This is a genomic window from Pantoea sp. FN0302, assembly GCF_050113775.1.
Classification (GTDB): Bacteria; Pseudomonadota; Gammaproteobacteria; order Enterobacterales; family Enterobacteriaceae; genus Mixta; species Mixta alhagi.
The window spans coordinates 403,078-424,582 of the sequence record NZ_JBNJSM010000003.1 but is presented as its reverse complement, the minus strand read 5'-3'; the positions used below and the strand labels follow the sequence as shown (position 1 = coordinate 424,582).

The following is a 21,505-nucleotide window of genomic DNA, read 5'->3' as shown; positions in this document are numbered from 1 at the left end:
ATTACACCTCTGTGATCCGTCTCACTTTTCGCCCGGCTCAGGTTTCCTAACATTGATAACTACAACGATGGATACTATTCGGAGGCAATATGCCTGGTAATACCCACAAAAGCAGAACCTCGAATAAGATGATGACCTTATTCGTCTGCTTTCTTGCTGCACTTGCTGGCCTGCTGTTTGGCCTGGATATTGGCGTTATCGCCGGTGCCCTACCCTTTATCGCTAAAGATTTTAATGTTACCAGCCATCAACAGGAGTGGATCGTTAGCTCAATGATGTTTGGCGCAGCGATCGGCGCGATCGGTAGCGGCTGGATGTCTTCCCGCCTGGGCCGTAAAAAAAGCCTGATGGCCGGTGCGATCCTGTTTGTTATCGGTTCTCTCTGGTCGGCCATGGCGCCGAACCCGGAGATGCTGATCGCCGCACGCGTGGTACTTGGTCTGGCCGTGGGCGTTGCCTCCTATACCGCGCCGCTTTACCTGTCAGAAATCGCGCCGGAAAAAATTCGCGGCAGCATGATTTCTCTGTATCAGCTGATGATCACTATCGGTATTTTGGGCGCTTATCTTTCTGATACCGCCTTTAGCTATACCGGTAACTGGCGCTGGATGCTGGGCATTATTACCATTCCTGCCGTTCTGTTGCTTGTTGGCGTCTGTTTCCTGCCGAACAGTCCACGCTGGCTGGCGGCAAAAGGCCACTTCCGCGATGCGCAACGCGTGCTGGATCGCCTGCGTGACACCAGCGAGCAGGCAAAGCGTGAGCTGGATGAGATCCGCGAAAGCCTGAAGATCAAGCAGACCGGCTGGAGCCTGTTCCGCGAGAACAGCAACTTCCGTCGTGCGGTATACCTGGGCGTGCTGTTGCAGGTTATGCAGCAGTTCACCGGCATGAACGTCATCATGTATTACGCGCCGAAAATCTTTGAAATCGCGGGCTTCAGCAACACGACCGAGCAGATGTGGGGCACGGTAATTGTTGGCCTGGTCAACGTGCTGGCAACCTTTATCGCTATCGGTCTGGTGGATCGCTGGGGTCGTAAACCCACGCTGACGCTGGGCTTCCTGGTAATGGCGGTTGGTATGGGTATCCTTGGCACCATGCTGCATATTGGTATCGAATCGCCGGGCGCACAATATTTTGCCGTTGCCATGCTGCTGATGTTTATTATCGGCTTTGCGATGAGCGCCGGTCCGCTGATTTGGGTACTCTGCTCGGAAATTCAGCCGTTGAAAGGGCGCGATTTCGGGATTACCGTTTCCACGACCACCAACTGGATTGCGAATATGATCGTCGGCGCAACCTTCCTGACGATGCTGAATACGCTGGGCAACGCCAATACTTTCTGGGTATACGCGGGCCTGAATATTCTGTTTATCATCCTGACGGTAATGCTGATCCCGGAAACGAAAAACATCTCTCTGGAGCATATCGAACGCAACCTGATGTCGGGTAAAAAACTGCGCGATATTGGTTCGCAAGAGTAACCCTGCTATCTGCAACAGCCGGGGCCGCCTTTGCCGCCCCGGTTTTTTTATCCTCTGCCTCTGCTCAATCGCTACCCGCGCCCCATTGTTTTCTTGCTTTACGCGCCGTATTCTTTGCCGCTATGAAACCCATTCGCCTTCCTATTGCCCTGCAGCAGGCCGTTATGCGTGCGCTGCGTGAGAAACTGCAGCAGGCCAATCAGCGCCTGGCGCGCAATTACCCTGAGCCCACTCTGGTGTATCAGCAGCGCGGTACGGCAGCCGGCACCGCCTGGCTGCAAAGCTGGGAGATCCGCCTGAATCCCGTGCTGCTGCTGGAAAACCAGCAGGCGTTTATTGAAGAGGTGGTGCCGCATGAGCTGGCGCACTTGCTGGTATGGCGTCACTTTGGCCGCGTCGCGCCACATGGCAAAGAGTGGAAATGGATGATGGAAACCATTCTGGACGTTCCGGCGCGCCGCACGCATCAGTTTGAAGTTGCCTCCGTGCGCGGTAAAACCTTTCCCTGGCACTGTCGCTGTCAGCAACATCATCTCACGGTGCGCCGCCATAACCGTGTTATGCGCGGTGAAACAGAATACCGCTGCGTTCAGTGCGGTGATCTGCTTCAGCCTGGCCATTACCCGGCATCAGGCGACTGAGCCGCCTGATTAATGCGCATTTCCCTCCGATCGGCCCTTTAGCATTCCGACAGACGACGCAATCTGGTACGCTGCGCGCTCTTTTTCATCAGCTGAAAAATGGAATATGTCTCGCAAATTTTTGTTTACCGTTGCCTTTTCTGTTCTGCTTGCCCCTTTAGCCGCGCACAGCCTGAGCGGAAATACTTATCATCAGAATAATTTTCAGCAGGCGAAGAAAGTCGCTGTGCAAATCAATGCCGATGCGCCAGGCTCTTTCTACTGCGGCTGTAAGATTAACTGGGAAGGGAAAAAAGGCGTGCCCGATCTGGCCTCGTGCGGCTATCAGGTGCGTAAAAACGCCAACCGCGCCAGCCGCATCGAATGGGAACATGTGGTTCCCGCCTGGCAATTCGGCCACCAGCGCCAGTGCTGGCAGGACGGCGGTCGTAAAAATTGCAGCAAAGATGAAGGCTATCGTCAGATAGAATCTGATTTACATAACCTGCAGCCGGCAATTGGCGAAGTGAATGGCGACCGTGGCAACTTCATGTACAGCCAGTGGAACGGCAGCGAACGTCAGTATGGCCAGTGCGAAATGAAAATAGATTTTAAAAATAAGCTGGCAGAGCCACCGGCCCGGGCGCGTGGCGTTATCGCCCGAACTTATTTTTATATGCGCGATCGTTACCAGCTGCGCCTTTCCCGTCAGCAAACTCAGCTGATGCAGGTATGGGATAAGCAGTATCCGGTAACGCCCTGGGAATGCGAACGTGATAAACGCATCGCAAAAATTCAGGGAAACCACAACCCTTACGTTGAGCGCGCTTGTCAGCGTTAAAAGCGCTGCCCTAAACTTTACATAACCGCATGGCAGGCTCTGCGTCTGTTATGCGAAGGTACTTTATGCCGTGCGCCTGCGCGGTCTGTTATGATCAGGAATATCATGCGAAAACCCCGCATTTATCATCCCGAATCCCTGACGGTGGGTCATGAAATCGCGCTAAGCGAAGATGCCGCCAATCATGTTGGCCGGGTGCTGCGTATGGGCAGCGGCCAGGCGCTGGAACTGTTTGATGGCAGTAATCTGGTTTTTGACGCTGAAATTTTACGCGCCGATAAGCGCAGCGTAACGGTCAAAGTCACGCAAAGCCGCATGGATAGCCGCGAGTCGCCTCTTCATCTGCACCTGGGACAGGTGATGTCGCGTGGTGAAAAAATGGAATTTACCATTCAGAAGTCGATTGAACTGGGCGTTAATGTTATTACCCCCTTGTTTTCTGAGCGCTGCGGCGTAAAGCTGGACGCCGAGCGGCAGGCCAAAAAGATTCAGCAATGGCAAAAAATCGCCGTGGCCGCCTGCGAGCAGTGCGGACGCAATGTGGTGCCTGAGGTCCGTGAAGCGATGTCGCTGGAAACCTGGTGCGCCGAGCAGGATGACGCAATGAAGCTGAATCTGCATCCGCGAGCGCAACACAGCATTAATACGCTGCCGCAGCCGGTGGAGCGGGTTCGCCTGCTGATTGGCCCGGAAGGCGGATTAACCGCTGAGGAGATCGCGATGACCGGCCAGCATGGTTTTACCGATATTTTGCTTGGACCACGCGTGCTGCGCACCGAGACTACCGCGCTCACTGCAATTACGGCACTCCAGGTCAGGTTTGGCGATCTGGGTTAAGCTGAATAAGCGGCCCATTGCGTTAAGCCTGTAAAAAGAATTTATGCCAACCTGCGGCAAGCGGCATACCGACCGCCCGATCGAGGAGAGAAGAATGATTAAGCTTGGCATCGTCATGGATCCTATTACGACGATCAATATTAAAAAAGACTCCAGCTTTGCAATGCTGCTGGAAGCACAGCGCCGCGGTTACGAAATTCACTATATGGAGATGAACGATCTCTATTTACGCGGCGGTGAGGCGCGTGCGCGTACCCGTCAACTAAGCGTTGAGCAGAACTACGATAAGTGGTTCGAATTTGGCAGCGAGCAGGATATTGCGCTGGCTGAGCTGAATGTGATTTTGATGCGTAAAGATCCGCCTTTCGACACAGAATTTATCTACGCCACCTATATGCTGGAGCGTGCGGAAGAACAGGGCGTGCTGATCGTTAACAAACCGCAGAGCCTGCGCGACTGTAATGAAAAGCTGTTTACCGCCTGGTTTGCCGAGTTAACGCCCGATACGCTGGTCACACGCGATGCGAAGCGGATCCGTGAGTTCTGGCAGCAGCATGGCGACATTATCCTGAAGCCGCTGGACGGCATGGGTGGCTCTTCCATTTTCCGTGTGAAACAGGACGATCCAAACCTTGCGGTGATTCTGGAGACGCTGACCAATCACGGCAGCTTCTTCTGCATGGCGCAAAATTATCTGCCAGCGATCAAAGAAGGTGATAAGCGCGTGCTGGTGGTGGATGGCGAACCCGTTCCTTATTGCCTGGCGCGTATTCCTCAGTCGGGTGAAACGCGTGGCAATCTGGCCGCCGGTGGACGCGGTGAAGCGCGCCCGCTGAGCGAAAGCGATTGGGAAATCGCGCGTCGCGTTGGCCCCACGCTGAAGCAAAAAGGCCTGATCTTTGTTGGGCTGGATATTATCGGTGACAAGCTGACCGAGATTAACGTAACCAGTCCAACCTGCATTCGTGAAATCGAAGCCGCCTTCCCGGTCTCCATCACCGGTATGTTGATGGATGCCATCGAGAAGCGCCTGGCATAAATTTGAACGGGGCAGTAGCCCCGTCTTCAACCCGTTAATGGCCTGCCGTTCGCCGTTAACCCGTATTCAGACGAGTGAGAATGAATTTACAGCACCATTTTTTGATTGCGATGCCCGCCCTCCAGGATCCGCTGTTTAAACGTTCGGTGGTGTATATCTGCGAGCATAATCAGGACGGCGCCATGGGATTAATTATCAATAAGCCGATGGAGAACCTGACGGTTGAAGGCATCCTCACTAAGTTAAAAATTGCGCCCTCACCGCGCGATCCGCAGGTTAAACTGGATAAGCCGGTGTTCTCCGGCGGCCCGCTGGCTGAAGATCGCGGCTTTATTTTGCATTCTGCCCAGCGTACTTTCGCCTCCAGTATCCGTATCTCCGATAATACCGTCATAACCACCTCGCGCGATGTTCTGGAATCTCTTGGAACGCCGGAACAGCCGGAGCAGGTGCTGGTGGCGTTGGGCTACTGCGCCTGGGAGAAAGATCAGCTGGAAGGCGAACTGCTGGAAAATGCCTGGCTTACCACCCCTGCTAACAGCAATATTCTGTTCCAGACGCCAATCGCTGATCGCTGGCGTGAAGCGGCAAAAAGCATCGGCATAGATATACACAACATCACCAGCGAGGCAGGTCACGCCTGATGAGTAACATGACACTTCTGGCGTTTGATTTTGGCACCAAAAGCATCGGCGTCGCGGTAGGCCAGCCTCTTACCGGCACCGCGCGCCCTTTAACCGCCCTGAAAGCGCAGGATGGCGTGCCCAACTGGGAACAGATCGAACGACTGTTACAGGAATGGCAGCCGCAGCAGGTAGTGGTCGGCCTGCCGCTTAATATGGACGGCACCGAACAACCACTGACCGCCAGGGCGCGTAAGTTTGCTAACCGGCTGCATGGCCGTTTTGGCGTGCAGGTTGTTTTACATGATGAGCGGCTCAGTACCGTTGAGGCACGCGCCGATCTGTTTGCTCGTGGCGGCTATAAAGCGCTCACGAAAGGCAGCGTCGATTCGCTTTCGGCGGTGATCATCCTGGAAAGCTGGTTTGAGAACTATCCGGTCTGACAGTCAGCCCCTGTTGCTGCCGCTGTAGCAGGCTCTGTTCGAAGGTCTGCATACCTGACTGCATCCCGGTTTGCAGCAGGCCTGCTATCTGATGGGTTTTCCCCTCACGGATCAGGTTCGCGATCGCCGGCGTATTGATTAACACTTCATACAGCCCAACGCGCCCTCCCTCTTTCGCCACTACCAGTCGTTGGGCGACCACCGCCTTCAGGCTGGACGCCAGTTGACTGCGCACCAGGTTTTTCTGCTCAGCCGGAAAAACATCTATCAGGCGATCCACCGCCTGCGCCGCATTGCGCGTATGCAGCGTCGCCAGCACCAGATGCCCGGTTTCCGCCGCCGTCAGCGCCAGGCGAATTGTCTCCAGATCGCGCAGCTCTCCCAACAGAATCACATCGGGATCTTCGCGCAGCGCCGCCCGTAATCCCTGCTGAAAGCTGCTGCAATGCTGACCGATCTGCCGCTGCTGAATCAGCGACCGGTGACTAAGGTGAATAAACTCAATGGGATCTTCAAGCGTAATAATGTGGCGAGCCGCCTGCTGATTTAAGGCATCTACCATTGAGGCCAGCGTGGTTGACTTGCCGCTGCCGGTGGCACCGGTAATCAGGATCAGGCCATCCTGCTGCTCCAGCAGCGCCGGAACGCTGGCAGGCAGCCGCAGCGCCTCCAGCGCTGGACAGCGGCTACTAATCACACGCAACGCCAGCGATATACCCTGCCGCTGCTGGAATAGATTCGCGCGCAGGCGCTGCCCGCTGTAGGTGGTTATCGCAAAATCAATGTCTCCGTTCTGCGTCAGGCTGGCCTGCTGATCAGCATCCAGCCAGCGCTCACGCAGCGCCTCCAGCATTGCAGTACAGGTTGGCGGCTGATCGGGGATGGGTTGCAGCACGCCATCCAGACGCCAGCGCGGCAAATGTCCACTACAAAGATGCAGATCGGCAGCATTATGCTTTACACTAAGGGCCACGATTTCTTCCACATCCATGATTTTCTCCTGACTATGACTTCTATTCAGCACAACTTACAGGAAGTTCGCCAGCGTATCGCCGCGGCGGCGTCGCGTTGCGGCCGCGATCCACAAGAAATTACGCTGCTTGCCGTCAGTAAAACCAAACCTGCGAGCGCTGTCGCAGAAGCCCTGCAGGCAGGACAGCTTGCCTTTGGTGAGAATTACGTTCAGGAAGGCGTGGATAAAATTCAGGTGTTAGCCCACAGTGACCCTGAATGGCACTTTATCGGTCCGCTGCAATCCAATAAGAGCCGTCTGGTGGCGGAGAATTTCGCCTGGTGTCATACGGTGGATCGCTTACGTATCGCTACGCGCCTGAACGATCAACGTCCGCCACATCTGCCGCCGCTGAATGTGTTAATTCAGGTAAATATCAGTGACGAAAACAGTAAATCGGGCATTATGCTTGAGGCGCTGCCGGAACTGGCACAGGCAGTTGCAGCGCTGCCGCATTTGCGGTTGCGCGGACTGATGGCGATTCCGGCGCCGGAAAAAGATTACCAGCGTCAGCTGGCGGTCTGTCAGAAGATGGCGGATGCGCTGGCCTCGCTGAAACAGCATTATCCATCCGTCGATACACTTTCTCTGGGAATGAGCGACGATATGGAGGCCGCGATTGCGGCAGGCAGTACCATGGTTCGTATCGGCACCGCTATTTTCGGTGTGCGTGATTACGGCACCACTCCCCCACAACAATAATTGAGGAACCTCATGCTGACGTTGACTTTCCTGGTAACGACGCTGATTAATCTGTACGTGAAAGTGTTGTTGCTGCGCATCTGGATGCAGTGGGCAAGATGCGATTTTTATAACCCGTTCTCCCAGTTTGTAGTCAAAATTACCCAGCCGGTAATCAAGCCGCTACGCCGCGTTATCCCTTCTGTCGGTCCGTTGGATACCGCATCGCTGCTGCTGGCCTATGTGCTTAGCGTGCTGATGTTTACCCTGGTTTTCGCGCTTCAGAGCAGCGTTTTCCTGTTCGATCCGGTGTTCCTCTATTTCGGTTTGGTCTCGCTGGTGAAAGCGGCTGGCGTCCTGGTATTCTGGGTGATTATCGTCCGTTCGCTAATGAGCTGGATAAGTCAGGGTCGTAATCCGGTGGATTATGTACTGATTCAGCTGACCGAACCGCTGATGGCACCTGTGCGTCGCTTCCTGCCGGCAATGGGCGGTATCGACTTCTCCGCCATGGTGGTCATTTTGATCCTCTATATGCTGAACTTCCTGGGCATGGATTTCATCCCTGGCTGGGCGCAGCTGTAATTGTTGTTATCGCCGTAAACGTTTCTGGAACTGATATGCAAAAAGTTGTCCTCGCCACCGGTAACCCGGGTAAAGTGCGTGAACTGGCCGATATGCTGGCTGATTTTGGCCTGAATATTGTGGCGCAAACCGATCTGGGCGTAGAGCCCGCAGAGGAAACCGGCTTAACCTTTATTGAAAACGCCATTCTGAAAGCGCGCCATGCCGCCCAGGTAACCGGCCTGCCAGCCATTGCCGATGACTCAGGTCTGGCGGTAGATGCGCTCGGTGGCGCGCCTGGGATCTATTCGGCGCGCTACGCCGGCGAGGCGGCCAGCGATCGGCAAAATCTGGAGAAGCTGCTGGATGCGTTGCAGGATACCCCGGAAGGCCAGCGTCAGGCGCAGTTTCACTGCGTGCTGGTTTATCTGCGTCATGCAACCGATCCGACACCGCTGGTGTGCCACGGTAGCTGGCGCGGGGAAATTATCCGCACGCCGGCGGGCATTGGCGGTTTTGGCTACGATCCGATTTTTTATGCCCCTGAACTGGGCAAAACCGCAGCTGAGCTGAGCAAAGCGGAAAAGCACGCGGTTTCTCATCGCGGCCAGGCGCTGACTCTGCTGCTGGAAGCGATGCGTAATGGCTAATCTTCCACCGCTCAGCCTCTATATTCATATTCCCTGGTGCGTGCAGAAATGTCCCTACTGTGATTTCAACTCGCACGCCTTAAAAGGCGAAGTGCCGCATGAGGAATATGTTAATCACCTGCTGGCCGATCTGGATCGCGACCTGCCGTTAACCCACGGACGTGAAGTGGCCACGATCTTTATCGGCGGCGGTACGCCCAGTCTGTTAAGCAGTCACGCCATGCAGCTGCTGCTGGACGGCGTGCGGGCGCGTCTGCCGCTGGCTGCCGGGGCAGAAATTACCATGGAAGCGAATCCCGGTACGGTGGAAGCCGATCGTTTCAGCGCTTATCAGGCGGCTGGTGTAAACCGTATTTCCATCGGCGTACAGAGCTTTAGTCCGCTTAAGCTACAGCGTCTTGGTCGCATTCATGGCCCGGAAGAGGCAAAGCGCGCGGCTCACCTGGCTGCCGGCCTTGGGCTGCGTAGTTTTAACCTTGATTTGATGCACGGTCTGCCCGATCAATCGCTAACCGAGGCGCTGGACGACCTGCGTCAGGCGATTGCGCTTAATCCGCCGCACCTTTCCTGGTATCAGCTGACGATTGAGCCGAATACGCTGTTTGCCTCGCGTCCGCCAGTGCTGCCTAATGATGACGCGCTGTGGGATATTTTTGAGCAGGGCCATCAGCTGCTGACGGCGGCGGGCTATGAGCAGTATGAAACGTCAGCCTACGCCAAACCTGGCTATCGTTGCGAACATAACCTGAACTACTGGCGGTTCGGTGACTATCTGGGGATTGGCTGCGGCGCGCACGGCAAGCTAACGCAGCCGGATGGCCGGATCGTGCGTACCATAAAAACGCGCCATCCACGCGGCTTTATGTCAGGAGATTACCTGGATAAGCAGTATGAGGTGGCGGACGAAGATAAGCCCTTTGAGTTTTTTATGAACCGTTTCCGCCTGCTGGAGCCAGCGCCGCGCGGCGACTTTACACGTTATACCGGTCTGGATGAAACCATTATTCGACCGCAGCTGAATAGTGCGCTGGAGAAAGGCTACCTGACGGAAACGCCACAATTTTGGCAGGTAACGGAGAAAGGCAAGCTGTTCCTTAATTCGTTGCTGGAACTGTTCCTGGCGGAATAATCTTTTTAATTAAAGCGCAAAGCTCATTGTGACTGGCTGATCTATTTAGCAGGCACATTGAGCTTTTTTATTTCCTCTGACACCTGACTATTGCTATCAGACAGGAATGATTTTCTTATCATTGCAAAGCCCGGCAATATCCCCTTTCCTGTTAATTTTAAAACAGCGAATCACGATTAAAACGGCCCTGAGTTCCTCGTTCAGATAAACAAAATCGATGATTTCAGCGGGTTATGTCTCAGTGTAAGATCTTGATAATGTATTATTTATTTCTCCCTGTAATATTTTCCTTCTGGTTAATAACTTATTTCACAAAATGCTATGGCGTTTAACCCATCCTGACAGCATTCTGGACATTGTATTTATAAAGTTCCGGCTGACTACTTAAAGAGATACGGACTTTACATAACAAGGAGGTTATGGCTATGACGTACACGATATTCGTTCAGCGAAAATGGCAAACCACGTTATCTACCATTAGCGAATTCAGTATCCCTGGCACAGACATTAGAGGTTATTTTTTGGAATGTCCCGGACCTGATACGATTACTGCGGATTTAAAAAAAAGAATCCCAGAAGGAAGTTACAGCCTCGTTTGGCACACCAGTAATAAATTTTCTAAGCACAGCCCTCTTCCTCAACTTTATAATGCACAGGTACCGCTAAGCCGCTGGATACTTATCCACCCAGGTAACGAACCTTCAGATACTGAAGGTTGCTTATTGCCTGGCCGTGTAAAGCTTTTTGATCGTGTTGAAGTCAGTAAAACGGTATATGATCGTATAAAATCTTTTATGTTGTCTAAGGGAATCAATAATTTCAAAGTAATTATCACATCCCACTATGTAGATGGAAACAGATAAAGGCGGAAGGAAATAACATGAAAAAATTTACCCTTTTGTTATTTTTATTGTTCTCCCCCATAATCCAGGCGCAGGAATTGAGCAGTGAAGGTATTTTACAGGCTTACTGGAAAGCAGAGTGGAACGGGGAAGGTACGGTAAATGAACCGGAATTAGCCTTGCGCTTTTTCCCGGCCGAAACTTCTTCTTCCTGGGGCAAGGTGTTTGATATCCGCCTAAAAAATCAAAGAAAAGCTATTGAATTTGTAATTCGAAATTTCAAGGTAATCCCTGATAATTTCTTATTACATAAAGAGTGGTTCGTTAATCAAAAAGGAACCGTTTTTCTTAAAAATCCAGAGCATTATATTGAATGTAGCACTGAGAACTATATGGCGATTTTATTGGATTTTATCCCTGACTTTTCAGCAAAAGCTTCTGACACAACTGCTTATGAAGAGATGGGGCGCTGTGGATATAATGGTGCCAGACCTTTTCTTACCTCTTATTATCTAAATCCAGAATATAAAAAGGGTTACTTCCTTTTAGAGCCTAACGATAATGCCGATTACGTTAAAACCTTTACTATCAGAGACCGGCTGGTAAAAATCAAAACCATTAATGAGAAATGGATTTACGCTACAATATATGATGATCAAAAAGAAAATAAGTTAGGAGATACAAAAGGTTATATAAATATAAAGTACCTTTTACCTTTTAACTAAAGTTAGGGCGAGCTTACGATAAGCGCCCTGCCAGCCCTCTGAGGCCGTCAGGGCATTTTACTATTTAATTCCGGCTAACACCGCTTTCCGTTGGTTTTCCAGGGCGGTTACGCGATTACAGACTTCACGACCGAAGTTCTGGAAATCCTGCTCCTGGTTACTCCATTCTGCCTGAATCGCCTGCTGCAAGCCGCCCAGATTACCCATAATCGCCTGCAACGGATTATCGCTCTGGCTGGCCTGTTTTGTGCCCATCTCGTTCAGGCTGTCCTGCACGACGCCGCCTAAGCTGCTTTGCACCAGACGCTCCCCGTCAGCACGAACCTGATCGATAGCCTGATGGTGGAAGGTTAAGCCGTCGCTGCGATGCTCAATAATACGGTTCATCTGCTGCTTCAGCTGCTCATCCAGCGTGGTAAGCCGCTTGCGCACGTTGCTGCTGGCTCCAAGTTTCTCCACAACTACCTTATCCAGTGCCACGCGGCCTTTCTCCAGCCGCTTCGATGCGCCCTGATCCACCCACGGCAAATCACGACGCAGCGCCGCCTGATAATCCACTGCTTTCTGACGTGTCGCCGTATCTGGCTGAATCTGCTTGCCGTTGTATTGCAGATCGCCCACCGGAGAGATCACCAGATTACCGCTGGCGCCCACTACCTGTACCGACTGCGGCGTGATAACCACATCATCCTGCGGCTTCACCGGGCATTCATAAGCTGCATGCGCCTGCACCGCAGCCAGCAAAAGTACGCCCGTCAGCGCTTTACGCATCATAAAGACTCCTGGGTTCGTTATAGGACTCATTTCCCGTGCGCCTGTGAAACAGATGCTGTCATTGGCCAGGCGCGTTTTCAGTGCGGCCTGCCCGCTTCAGGCGCTCACTTAACGCGCCTGAATTGCCAGTATGCGCGTTGACTTAGCTTTTAGTCCCACCAGACATCAAACAGTTCAGTGACTTTTACACCTTCCATATTGCGCGCTTCCAGCCACTGACGAACCTGTTCACGATGCTCATCGGTACATTTACCGATTTTCTGCAGGCATACCAGACCTTCCCATTGCAGATAACCGCTGCCGTCAAACGCCAGTCCGTTAGGCTCAATGACTTCATGAATAAAGGCATCAACGGTCGTATCGATCTCTTCTACCGCAGTACCCTGCGGAAACGTCCAGGCAACAGAAAAGCCCAATTCCTGAAACTCGTCAATATGCAGCTTTTTACGTAAACGGCGGCTACGCTGTATTGCCATTATTTAATCCTCTCAAACATTAAATCCCATACGCCGTGGCCCAGTCGCTGCCCGCGCTGCTCAAATTTCGTCAATGGTCGCGTTTCCGGACGCGGCACATAATCACTGGTGGCGGACTGGTTCTGATATCCCTCTACGCTGCTCATCACTTCCAGCATGTGCTCAGCGTATTCCTGCCAGTCGGTGGCCATATGAAATACGCCACCCAGCTTCAGTTTACGTAATACCAACTCGGCAAACGGAACCTGCACAATGCGGCGTTTGTTATGGCGCGCTTTATGCCAGGGATCGGGGAAAAACAGCTGCACCATGCGCAATGCGTTATCCGGGATCATCTTTTCCAGCACTTCAACCGCATCGTGGCACATTACGCGCAGATTTTTAAGCTCTGCTTCCTGCGCCGATCCCAGACAGGCCCCTACGCCTGGCGCATGAACCTCAATTCCAAGGAAATTTTGTTCCGGGTTTGCGCTGGCCATCGCTACCAGCGATGCGCCCATGCCAAAGCCAATCTCCAGCACCACCGGCGCTTCCCGGCCAAATAACGCCACCAGATCCACCGGCTCCGCCTGATACTCTACGCCCATAACCGGCCATAAGGTATCAAGCGCCTGCTGTTGACCCTTTGTCAGGCGACCCTGACGACGCACAAAGCTGCGGATACGACGCAAAGGGCGCCCGTTTTCATCAAATTCCGGTGTGATGACGTCATTAATCATGTCGTTGCCTGCCTGTCTGCATATTCAGGAAAACGGGCATTATGCAAAGTTACCGGACAGAAGCAAGCACTTGCAAAGTTCCGGTTTACTCCGCGCAATGTCTATGCTGGAATGCCTGCCTGAGTGTAGAGCAATAACGGAAATTTTCCTTCTCATGATGCAAGCGCAACAGTTCGCGCAGCAGGTGCTGGACTGGTATCAGCGCTTCGGACGTAAAACCCTGCCGTGGCAACAGGCCAAAACGCCTTACAAGGTTTGGCTCTCCGAAGTCATGCTGCAACAAACCCAGGTCGCCACCGTGATCCCCTATTTTGAACGCTTTATGGCGCGTTTTCCTACGGTCAACGATCTGGCGTCAGCGCCGCTGGATGAGGTGCTTCACCTCTGGACCGGCCTTGGTTATTACGCCCGTGCGCGCAACTTACATAAGGCGGCGCAGACCATTGCCGAGCGTCATCAGGGCATTTTCCCTGAAACTTTTGATGAGGTTGCCGCCCTGCCCGGCGTAGGCCGCTCTACCGCAGGCGCCGTGGTCTCGCTGGCGCTGGGCCAGCACTATCCGATTCTGGACGGCAACGTAAAGCGCGTGCTGGCACGCTGCTATACGGTGGGCGGCTGGCCGGGCAAGAAAGAGGTGGAAAAACGCCTGTGGCAGATTGCGGAAGAGGTCACGCCTGCGGCTGGCGTCAGTGAGTTTAATCAGGCGATGATGGATCTCGGCGCGCTGGTTTGCACGCGCTCAAAGCCCAAATGTGAAATTTGTCCGCTGAATAACGGCTGTATGGCTTATGCCGAGGGAAGCTGGGCCAGCTACCCCGGCAAAAAGCCCCGGCAGACGCTGCCGGAACGCACCGGTTATATGCTGCTGATGCAGCGCGGCGAGGGAGTCTGGCTGGAGCAGCGCCCGCCTGTTGGCCTGTGGGGCGGCCTGTTTTGCTTTCCACAGTTCGCTAACGAAGAGGAATTACGCGCCTGGCTCACCGCGCGCGGCATGCGCAGCGCCGCGTTACAGCAGCTAACTGCTTTTCGCCATACTTTTAGCCATTTCCATCTGGATATTGTGCCAATGTGGCTGGAACTGCCATCCTCGGGCGCGGTGATGGATGAAGACGCGGGTCTCTGGTATAACTTAGCGCAACCACCGGCCGTGGGTTTAGCCGCACCGGTCGAACGCCTGCTGCAAGAATTGCGGCATCCCCAGCAAATATCGCTGCATATGCGCGTTTCTGAAGAGGAAGAGTAATGAGCCGCACTATTTTCTGTACGTTTCTGCAACGTGAAGCTGAAGGTCAAGATTTTCAGCTCTACCCAGGCGAACTGGGAAAACGCATCTACAATGACATCTCGAAAGAGGCCTGGTCAAAGTGGATGAGTAAGCAGACCATGTTGATTAACGAAAAGAAACTCAACATGATGAACCCAGAAGATCGCAAAGTGCTGGAGAAGGAAATGGTGAATTTCCTGTTTGAAGGCAAAGATGTGCACATCGAAGGTTATACCCCACCAGAGAAATAACATTTTGGGCCTCATTTGAGGCCCCTGTTTTGGGTTCAGCGCAGATACGATGAAAAAAAAATTTCTTGCCTTGCTAGTGATAGCACCGCTGCTGGTTTCCTGCTCAGGAAGTAAAAAACAGACCTTCCATGAGGAATGGGTAAAAGACACCAACGGCTTCGATATATTGATGGGCCAGTTTGCTCATAACATTGAGAACATCTGGGGCATCAACGAAGTTCTGATAGCCGGACCAAAAGACTACGTTAAGTACAGCGATAACTATTACACCCGTAGCCATATCAACTTCGAAAAGGGCTCGATTACCATTGAGACCATCTCAGGTACCGATCCGACAGTCAGTCTGCGTCAGGCGATTATCACCACCTTGCTGATTGGTGAAGATCCCGGCAATGTCGATCTCTATTCTGATGCCAATGATGTGCAGCTCAGCAAAGAGCCGCTGCTGTATGGTCAGGTACTGGATAATACCGGTCAGCCTATTCGCTGGCAGGGGCGCGCCGCCAGCTTCGCGGATTATCTGATCCAGAACAAGCTTCAGCGCCGCGTTTCCGGCCTGCATGTGATCTGGTCGGTCACCATTCCAATGGTGCCTAACCACCTCGACAAGCGTGCGCACAAATATCTGCCGATGGTACGTAAGGCGGCGGAAAAATATAATGTGGATGCGTCTCTGATCCTGGCGATTATGCAAATCGAATCCAGTTTTAACCCGTATGCGGTCAGCCATGCCGACGCGCTGGGTCTGATGCAGGTGGTTCAGCATTCTGCCGGAGTTGACGTGTTCAGAATGAAAGGTAAATGGGGCAAGCCAAGCCGTAGTTATCTGTTCGATCCGGAAAATAATATTGATACCGGCACTGCCTATCTGTCGATTTTGCAAAGCAACTATCTGGCGGGTATTGCTAATCCGGTATCACGCCGCTATGCGGTAATTACCGCCTATAACGGCGGCGCAGGCAGCGTTCTGCGCGTCTTCTCCAGCGATAAAGATCGGGCCTTTGCGCAAATCAACGCCCTGTCGCCAGATGACGTCTACAAAACCCTGACGACCCGCCACCCGTCCGCTGAGTCACGCCGCTATCTGTATAAAGTCAGCCATGCTCAGCGCAGCTACAACCGCTTTTAACTTTAAAGAAGCCAGCCTCAAGTGCTGGCTTTTTTATCTTTTCCGGTTAATAACTATAACAACCTACTGACTAAAAAAGCATCAATATTACAAGCAGCGACAACTTCAATAACCACGCCCCGGTTAGTGGTCGCAATATTGCTGCTATACAGGCCAAGGGAATTTTTAACGCAGGTGAAATGGAAGCCAGCGATAAATTCGAGGCGGAAGGAAGCGCCCACTTTACGAACGCCGGTAAAGTGACCGCATTTCATCCTTGATTTGCCGCAATGGCAGCATCAGTTTTGCGTTGGCGGGTCTGCCGTTATATAAACCCGACAACTACCGGACGGATACCCTGACGCTGGGTTTTAATGTGCAATGGTAATATTAAAAAAGGGCAGCCCATCACCCGGCTGCCCTTTTACTGTTGCGTAAGCGGAATACCCGCCTGACGTTTCTGAATAAAACCCTGATGTTGGCGCTAAAAATTAACGCTGAATACTTTTAAACTGCTTAGTTGTATTAGTTAAAGCCACTTCTGTTGGTAACCGCTCCATCGAACTGGCGCCATAAAAACCGTCGCACAGTGGGCAGTTATCCATAATATATTGCGCATCTTCCGGGGTAGAAATCGGTCCACCGTGACACAGCACAATAATATCTTCCCGCACCGCTTTTGCCGCCTCGGCCCAGGCCGTGATCAGCGGAACGCAATCCTCCAGCTTCAGCGCGGTTTCTGCGCCGATATTTCCGCCAGTGGTTAATCCCATATGCGGCACGATAATATCTGCGCCCGCCTCGGTCATTGCAACCGCATCCTGCTCGCTAAAAACGTAGGGCGTGGTGAGCATATCTTTCTGATGCGCCAGACGGATCATCTCAACTTCCAGTCCGTAGCCCATACCGGTCTCTTCCAGATTTGCGCGGAAATTACCGTCTATCAGGCCTACCGTTGGGAAGTTTTGTACGCCGGAAAAACCCAGCGCCTTCAAATCGTCCAGAAACTTATCAAAATGGCAGAAAGGGTCGGTGCCGTTTACGCCCGCCAGTACCGGTGTTTTTTTCACTACCGGCAACACCTCTTTTGCCATATCGACCACGATTTCATTCGCGTTGCCGTAGGCCAACAGCCCTGCTAAAGAGCCTCTGCCCGCCATACGATAACGCCCTGAGTTATAAATAACGATCAGGTCGATGCCGCCCGCTTCTTCACATTTGGCGGAGAGGCCGGTGCCCGCTCCGCCGCCAATGATCGGTTCGCCTCGGGCAATCATTGCACGAAAATTTTCCAGCAATTCCTGTCGGTTTAACGCAGGCATGATTAGAACTCCCTGGTGTTGATGGTACGAAACGCTTCAACTGCAGCGTCAGCAAACATTGCATCATTAATGTTATAAGGTAATCGTATTATTTTTCTTTTTTCGGTTGGTATCAGTTCTGCTTCCAGCGTAGAGATAAACGCCCTGTTTGCTTCAGGTGACCAGAACGGCATCCCCGGCGCGTCAAGAGCGGAAAATCCCCCTTCCGGAATTAAAAACCGTACTTCCCCTTCGCAGCGATTAAGCTTGGCGGCAATCCACTTCGCCATCGCGCGGTTTTCCCCTGGTGTGGTGCGCATTAGCGTGACCTGGGCGTTATGATGATAAAACAGCCGGTCCGCATATTTTTCCGGCACGCTGGACGGATGACCGAAATTGACCATATCCAGCGCGCCGCAGGAAACAACATAAGGCACCTGTGAGCGGGCGATAGCATCAAAGCGCGTTTCAGCGCAGGCCAGTACGCCACCGGCTAACAGGTCGCAAACTTCAGTAGTGGTCAGATCCAGCACGCCGGCCAGCATGCCGCTATCCGCCAGTTTTTCCATCGCCATGCCGCCGCTGCCGGTGGCATGAAAAACCAGACAATCGAACTCATCTTCCAGCTGCTGGCTTACTGCCTGGATACAGGGCGTTGTTACGCCAAACATGGTTAAGCCAAGCGCAGGTTTATCATCTGCACAGGCTTCCGGCTGGAACAGCACAGCGCCTGCGATTTGATGTGCAGCGTTGCCAAGCACCTGACGTGAAATACGGTTAAGGCCCGCCACGTCGGTTACGGAATAGAGCATGCTGATGTCGCTGGCGCCGATATAGCCTGCGATATCGCCCGAGGCCATGGTCGAGACCATCACTTTCGGCACGCCGACCGCTAAATCCTGCATCGCTGGCGTAATCAGCGCGGTGCCGCCTGAACCGCCCAAACCGAGAAGACCGACAACGTCTTTACGGGTTTTAAGGTAATTCTGAAAAGCGAGCGCCATTGCCTCGATCGCGCGGCCACGGTCGCCGCAAAAAACGGCCTCCGTACCCTGGGGATGAAAAGCCGCCACCTCTTCTGGCTTCACATCAGCAGCGGAACTGGTGCTAAGTGCTTGAGTTGATAAGTCAACCGTCAGCGCCTGCAAGCCAGTTTTTCTAATCAAATCACGAACGTAAAACAGTTCCCTTCCTTTAGTATCCGCTGTAGCAGCAATGTAGATATAACCGGTTTCTTCTTTCATTTCTGTTAACCATTCCTGTCACAAAAGCCATTAAAAGCTTGATAAAACTGAAATAAAAACCAAAATGCTCTTTATAAGCGGAGGGAAGACCGTCCGTTCGAGACAACAGTATCATCGTCCTGAATGTTAAATCAAGCGAATGAAATGCACGTCTCAACAATAATGAGAAAAAACTGATGATTAAACAGGACGAATGTTGGCTGTTAATATTATGAGTTCTGTTATAGTGCCAACAGAGCTTGGCGAATCAGCGGACTCTGAGTCCAAACAGAGAAAACAAGGGGTTAAAGTGGTTGAAAGGGACACCCAGGCAGATATGCCGATGACGTCCACGCGCGCCCGTACGCGCAGGCTATTAATTGAAACGGCAATGAAAATGTTTGATAGCGGTAGCTTTCCTTCTATTACCGAAGTGGCTCAGGCAGCCCAGCTATCACGCGCCACAGCATACCGTTACTTCCCTACACAAAGCGCGCTGGTTTCAGCCATAGTCACTGAAACGCTGAGCCCGATGAAAAATTTCCAGCCGACAAAACCCGATGTCAGCGATCGTATTGATGAATTACTGGCTTTCGCTTTCCCACGCATGTTGCAACATGAAGGTACGCTCCGTGCAGCGCTGCACTTATCCCTGACGCAGTGGGCGCAGTCTCGCTCAACGGATTTGCCGCTGGTGAAAGAAAAGCTGGTACGCGGTAATCGTAAGCAAACACTGCAGCGTGTGGTTGAGCCGCTAAAAACTGAACTCTCCCCGGAGCTGTTGCAGAAAGTGATGTATGCGTTATCGCTGGTATATGGTTCTGAGATCTTTCTGGTAATGAAAGATATTTGGGGTTGTGATGATGACTCTCTGCAGGGCGTGGCGCGTTGGATCGCTAAGGCTATTGTACGTCAGGCGCGGGAAGATGCGCAGCTGGAATCGGCTGCAGATAAGTAGATCGTTGCGGCTTTCCCTTTCGGCCTTATCAAAGTGCGTCAGTTTGGGCCATTTGCCTGTCGGGTAAATTGCCATAGGTTATTTCTTAGCCAGTCAATATTGCATAGATCTTCGCGTTGCTGGCTAAAGCGCAGTTAGCTGACGCTCTAAATTTTTGTCTGGTACAGACAAAGCCCTTGCCTTATGTTTAAACGAGGTACGCCTTTCCTCTATCCTCTCTGCACAACACATTCTTTGTACGCTGTACAAGCGCGTCGGAAAAAGCGAAAATCAGGGCAGGATTTTACCGGAATAGTTTACGCTCCGGATTAGGTTTTGTAATTCAGATGCAAAACAACATCATCGAAATGGAGTCAGCATGATAAATTTTCTTGACATTAACTACCAAAAGTTATCAGAGCAAAGGTCGAGCGAGCTATTTATCCTGAGGAAGGAAACCTTCAAAGATCGCCTGGACTGGGCAGTTAACTGCATCAATGGTATGGAGTTTGATGAGTATGATAACGAACATACAACATATGTGTTCGGTATTCATAACGATAACGTATTATGCAGCGTAAGATTTATCGAAACCCGCTACCCTAATATGATCAGCCATACCTTTGCACCCTGGTTTAATAATGTTGAGTTGCCTGCAGGAAACTATATAGAATCCAGCCGTTTCTTTGTTGATAAAGAGCGCGCTCGCTCTTCCGATCTTTATCAATATCCCGTCAGTAACATGCTTTTTTTGGCAATGGTAAATTATGCGCGTCATTATGGTTATGAAGGCATATATACCCTGGTCAGTCATGCGATGCTGCGTATATTGAAACGTTCCGGCTGGGAAATTTCAGTAGTTGAGCAAACGCTGTCTGAGAAAAAAGAAAAAATTTATATCGTGTTTTTACCGGTTGACGATAAAAACCGCGATATACTTATTGAGAAATCCAATCAGGATAAACTTTTTGATGACAAAGAGTTAGCTAAGTGGCCGCTGGCTTTTCAGCCTAACCTGCGGCAGGTTTAATTAGCTGTAGTTCAATACCCATCCTGATGGCATGTTTTGCGTTCATCACGCCCAGTTTTTTGACAACATTGCCAATGTGGAATTTTACGGTGCTTACTTTGATATCCAGGATAAGCGCTATTTCCTGGTAAGTTTTCCCAACGCTGGCCCAGTAAAGAATTTCATTTTCACGCGGTGAGAAAATATCTTTACTCACCTGTTTTTTACTGGCAGCGTTATCATCCATCTCTTTATAGAGCGAGATGACCTTGTCATGCGCTTTGATCAATAGCATCTGTAACTGTTCCTGATGCTGCGCAACAATCGCTTCGGTTTCATGAACATGATTTTCATTCATTAAAATAGAAAGCAAGGCAAGGTTATTGTAATAATCATGTAAAACAAAAGTATGACCGTTAACGATCTTATAATTTTTAGATAGATTGAAAATCTTGGAAAAATTTAGCTCGCTATTGATCGTGATATTCTCGTCCCATGAGAAAGGCGAAATACGCGTAAAGGATGCAATAACCACAGGATCAATTTGCTGATAATTATTTTCTTTATAAATCTCTACCCATTCTTTCGGGTAGTTTGAAATAATCACCATGTCAGCGGGATTCTTTTTATTTAAAACCATATAGGCATATTTTAAATCGCCAAGCTGATTTAATTCGCTATCGAAATAGTGCTGTGCGGTGTCGATGATCGCCTGATTTTCTGAAAAAAATAGTGACATCCATAACCTCAAAATAACGTTGTATCTTCCTTAATTTTCCCGCTAATGCAGGACCCCTATACTAAAGTGTAACTTACAACCATGGTACATACATCGTAAAGTGTATGAAAGTAAAAGACAAAGAATAAATTACACGCAAAAAAAAACCTGACCATATGAGATCAGGTTGCCATTTGGCCAACACCAGGGAAAATTTATCTAAAAATTATCA

The 21,505-nt window shown here is 51.4% G+C and carries 25 protein-coding genes; 18 read left to right on the top strand and 7 right to left on the bottom strand.

Going from position 1 to position 21,505, the window contains the following annotated elements; all coding sequences use genetic code 11:
• Nucleotides 1–89 precede the first annotated feature (89 nt).
• From ACQE32_RS14945 to ruvX, 7 genes are all read left to right on the top strand, one after another.
• Nucleotides 90–1,487 (top strand): sugar porter family MFS transporter, encoded by a 1,398-nt coding sequence (locus ACQE32_RS14945; RefSeq protein ID WP_426973584.1) that lies wholly within the window; start codon nucleotides 90–92, stop codon nucleotides 1,485–1,487.
• A gap of 122 nt (nucleotides 1,488–1,609) precedes the next feature.
• The gene (locus ACQE32_RS14940) at nucleotides 1,610–2,128 is read left to right on the top strand and encodes a SprT family zinc-dependent metalloprotease (protein WP_426973583.1); all 519 of its coding nucleotides are present in this window, start codon (nucleotides 1,610–1,612) and stop codon (nucleotides 2,126–2,128) included.
• Between the two features lie 106 nt (nucleotides 2,129–2,234).
• The gene (gene endA, locus ACQE32_RS14935) at nucleotides 2,235–2,948 is read left to right on the top strand and encodes a deoxyribonuclease I (RefSeq protein WP_426973582.1); all 714 of its coding nucleotides are present in this window, start codon (nucleotides 2,235–2,237) and stop codon (nucleotides 2,946–2,948) included.
• 105 nt (nucleotides 2,949–3,053) lie between these two features.
• A complete protein-coding gene (gene rsmE / locus ACQE32_RS14930) occupies nucleotides 3,054–3,785 on the top strand; it encodes a 16S rRNA (uracil(1498)-N(3))-methyltransferase (RefSeq protein WP_426973580.1) in 732 nt (243 codons plus the stop codon).
• Nucleotides 3,786–3,879: 94 nt separating this feature from the next.
• Nucleotides 3,880–4,824 carry a glutathione synthase gene (gshB, locus tag ACQE32_RS14925; protein WP_426973578.1) on the top strand — a complete coding sequence of 315 codons (945 nt, stop codon included), beginning with the start codon at nucleotides 3,880–3,882 and terminating at the stop codon, nucleotides 4,822–4,824.
• An 80-nt stretch (nucleotides 4,825–4,904) separates the two neighbouring features.
• Nucleotides 4,905–5,468, top strand: coding sequence for a YqgE/AlgH family protein (locus ACQE32_RS14920; RefSeq protein ID WP_426973576.1), 564 nt, complete (start codon nucleotides 4,905–4,907; stop codon nucleotides 5,466–5,468).
• Complete coding sequence (gene ruvX / locus ACQE32_RS14915) at nucleotides 5,468–5,890, top strand: Holliday junction resolvase RuvX (RefSeq protein ID WP_426981986.1); 423 nt, start codon at nucleotides 5,468–5,470, stop codon at nucleotides 5,888–5,890. Before ACQE32_RS14920 ends, ruvX begins: the two co-directional genes overlap by 1 nt.
• On the opposite strand, the gene ACQE32_RS14910 is transcribed toward ruvX, so the two are convergent.
• Complete coding sequence (locus ACQE32_RS14910) at nucleotides 5,853–6,881, bottom strand: type IV pilus twitching motility protein PilT (protein WP_426981985.1); 1,029 nt, start codon at nucleotides 6,879–6,881, stop codon at nucleotides 5,853–5,855. The genes ruvX and ACQE32_RS14910 overlap by 38 nt on opposite strands.
• 15 nt (nucleotides 6,882–6,896) lie before the next feature.
• On the opposite strand from ACQE32_RS14910, the gene ACQE32_RS14905 reads away from it, so the two are divergent.
• The 6 genes from ACQE32_RS14905 (at nucleotide 6,897) to ACQE32_RS14880 (ending at nucleotide 11,493) form a co-directional block, all read left to right on the top strand.
• Nucleotides 6,897–7,604, top strand: a complete 708-nt coding sequence (locus tag ACQE32_RS14905; RefSeq protein WP_427022025.1) for a YggS family pyridoxal phosphate-dependent enzyme — start codon at nucleotides 6,897–6,899, stop codon at nucleotides 7,602–7,604.
• Nucleotides 7,605–7,616: 12 nt separating this feature from the next.
• Nucleotides 7,617–8,168, top strand: a complete 552-nt coding sequence (locus tag ACQE32_RS14900; RefSeq protein WP_250650834.1) for a YggT family protein — start codon at nucleotides 7,617–7,619, stop codon at nucleotides 8,166–8,168.
• Between the two features lie 35 nt (nucleotides 8,169–8,203).
• Nucleotides 8,204–8,797: an XTP/dITP diphosphatase gene (locus tag ACQE32_RS14895; protein WP_427022024.1), complete on the top strand. Its 594-nt coding sequence runs from the start codon at nucleotides 8,204–8,206 to the stop codon at nucleotides 8,795–8,797.
• A complete protein-coding gene (gene hemW / locus ACQE32_RS14890; protein ID WP_426981982.1) occupies nucleotides 8,790–9,926 on the top strand; it encodes a radical SAM family heme chaperone HemW in 1,137 nt (378 codons plus the stop codon). The genes ACQE32_RS14895 and hemW overlap by 8 nt, the downstream gene beginning before the upstream one ends.
• A gap of 425 nt (nucleotides 9,927–10,351) precedes the next feature.
• Entirely contained in the window at nucleotides 10,352–10,789 is a 438-nt protein-coding gene (locus ACQE32_RS14885; RefSeq protein WP_427022023.1) for a DUF5675 family protein, read from the top strand.
• A 17-nt stretch (nucleotides 10,790–10,806) separates the two neighbouring features.
• The gene (locus tag ACQE32_RS14880; RefSeq protein ID WP_426981980.1) at nucleotides 10,807–11,493 is read left to right on the top strand and encodes a hypothetical protein; all 687 of its coding nucleotides are present in this window, start codon (nucleotides 10,807–10,809) and stop codon (nucleotides 11,491–11,493) included.
• Nucleotides 11,494–11,553: 60 nt separating this feature from the next.
• Here ACQE32_RS14880 and ACQE32_RS14875 read toward each other — a convergent pair whose 3' ends face one another.
• From ACQE32_RS14875 to trmB, 3 genes are all read right to left on the bottom strand, one after another.
• Complete coding sequence (locus ACQE32_RS14875; RefSeq protein WP_426973569.1) at nucleotides 11,554–12,267, bottom strand: DUF2884 domain-containing protein; 714 nt, start codon at nucleotides 12,265–12,267, stop codon at nucleotides 11,554–11,556.
• Between the two features lie 149 nt (nucleotides 12,268–12,416).
• Nucleotides 12,417–12,743: a YggL family protein gene (locus ACQE32_RS14870; RefSeq protein WP_250650839.1), complete on the bottom strand. Its 327-nt coding sequence runs from the start codon at nucleotides 12,741–12,743 to the stop codon at nucleotides 12,417–12,419.
• On the bottom strand, nucleotides 12,743–13,462 hold the full coding sequence (trmB, locus tag ACQE32_RS14865) for a tRNA (guanosine(46)-N7)-methyltransferase TrmB (RefSeq protein ID WP_426973568.1): 720 nt from the start codon (nucleotides 13,460–13,462) through the stop codon (nucleotides 12,743–12,745). Before trmB ends, ACQE32_RS14870 begins: the two co-directional genes overlap by 1 nt.
• A 154-nt stretch (nucleotides 13,463–13,616) precedes the next feature.
• Here trmB and mutY point away from each other — a divergent pair, with 154 nt between their 5' ends.
• From mutY to mltC, 3 genes are read left to right on the top strand one after another with little or no spacing between them, the layout of a single operon-like run.
• Entirely contained in the window at nucleotides 13,617–14,705 is a 1,089-nt protein-coding gene (gene mutY / locus ACQE32_RS14860) for an A/G-specific adenine glycosylase (RefSeq protein WP_426973567.1), read from the top strand.
• Nucleotides 14,705–14,977, top strand: coding sequence for an oxidative damage protection protein (locus tag ACQE32_RS14855; protein ID WP_085070177.1), 273 nt, complete (start codon nucleotides 14,705–14,707; stop codon nucleotides 14,975–14,977). The genes mutY and ACQE32_RS14855 overlap by 1 nt, the downstream gene beginning before the upstream one ends.
• Nucleotides 14,978–15,026: 49 nt before the next feature.
• The gene (gene mltC, locus ACQE32_RS14850) at nucleotides 15,027–16,106 is read left to right on the top strand and encodes a membrane-bound lytic murein transglycosylase MltC (RefSeq protein ID WP_426973565.1); all 1,080 of its coding nucleotides are present in this window, start codon (nucleotides 15,027–15,029) and stop codon (nucleotides 16,104–16,106) included.
• Nucleotides 16,107–16,576: 470 nt separating this feature from the next.
• On the opposite strand, the gene ACQE32_RS14845 is transcribed toward mltC, so the two are convergent.
• Together ACQE32_RS14845 and ACQE32_RS14840 are read right to left on the bottom strand one after the other, a co-directional pair.
• Entirely contained in the window at nucleotides 16,577–17,407 is an 831-nt protein-coding gene (locus tag ACQE32_RS14845) for a phosphoenolpyruvate hydrolase family protein (protein WP_426973564.1), read from the bottom strand.
• A gap of 2 nt (nucleotides 17,408–17,409) precedes the next feature.
• Nucleotides 17,410–18,630 carry a Tm-1-like ATP-binding domain-containing protein gene (locus ACQE32_RS14840; RefSeq protein ID WP_426981979.1) on the bottom strand — a complete coding sequence of 407 codons (1,221 nt, stop codon included), beginning with the start codon at nucleotides 18,628–18,630 and terminating at the stop codon, nucleotides 17,410–17,412.
• A 316-nt stretch (nucleotides 18,631–18,946) separates the two neighbouring features.
• On the opposite strand from ACQE32_RS14840, the gene ACQE32_RS14835 reads away from it, so the two are divergent.
• A complete protein-coding gene (locus ACQE32_RS14835; protein ID WP_426973747.1) occupies nucleotides 18,947–19,567 on the top strand; it encodes a TetR/AcrR family transcriptional regulator in 621 nt (206 codons plus the stop codon).
• Nucleotides 19,568–19,925: 358 nt separating this feature from the next.
• Complete coding sequence (locus ACQE32_RS14830) at nucleotides 19,926–20,576, top strand: acyl-homoserine-lactone synthase (protein ID WP_427022022.1); 651 nt, start codon at nucleotides 19,926–19,928, stop codon at nucleotides 20,574–20,576.
• On the opposite strand, the gene ACQE32_RS14825 is transcribed toward ACQE32_RS14830, so the two are convergent.
• A complete protein-coding gene (locus tag ACQE32_RS14825; RefSeq protein WP_250650847.1) occupies nucleotides 20,557–21,294 on the bottom strand; it encodes a LuxR family transcriptional regulator in 738 nt (245 codons plus the stop codon). The two genes, ACQE32_RS14830 and ACQE32_RS14825, sit on opposite strands and share 20 nt — an antisense overlap.
• Between the last annotated feature and the right edge of the window lie 211 nt (nucleotides 21,295–21,505).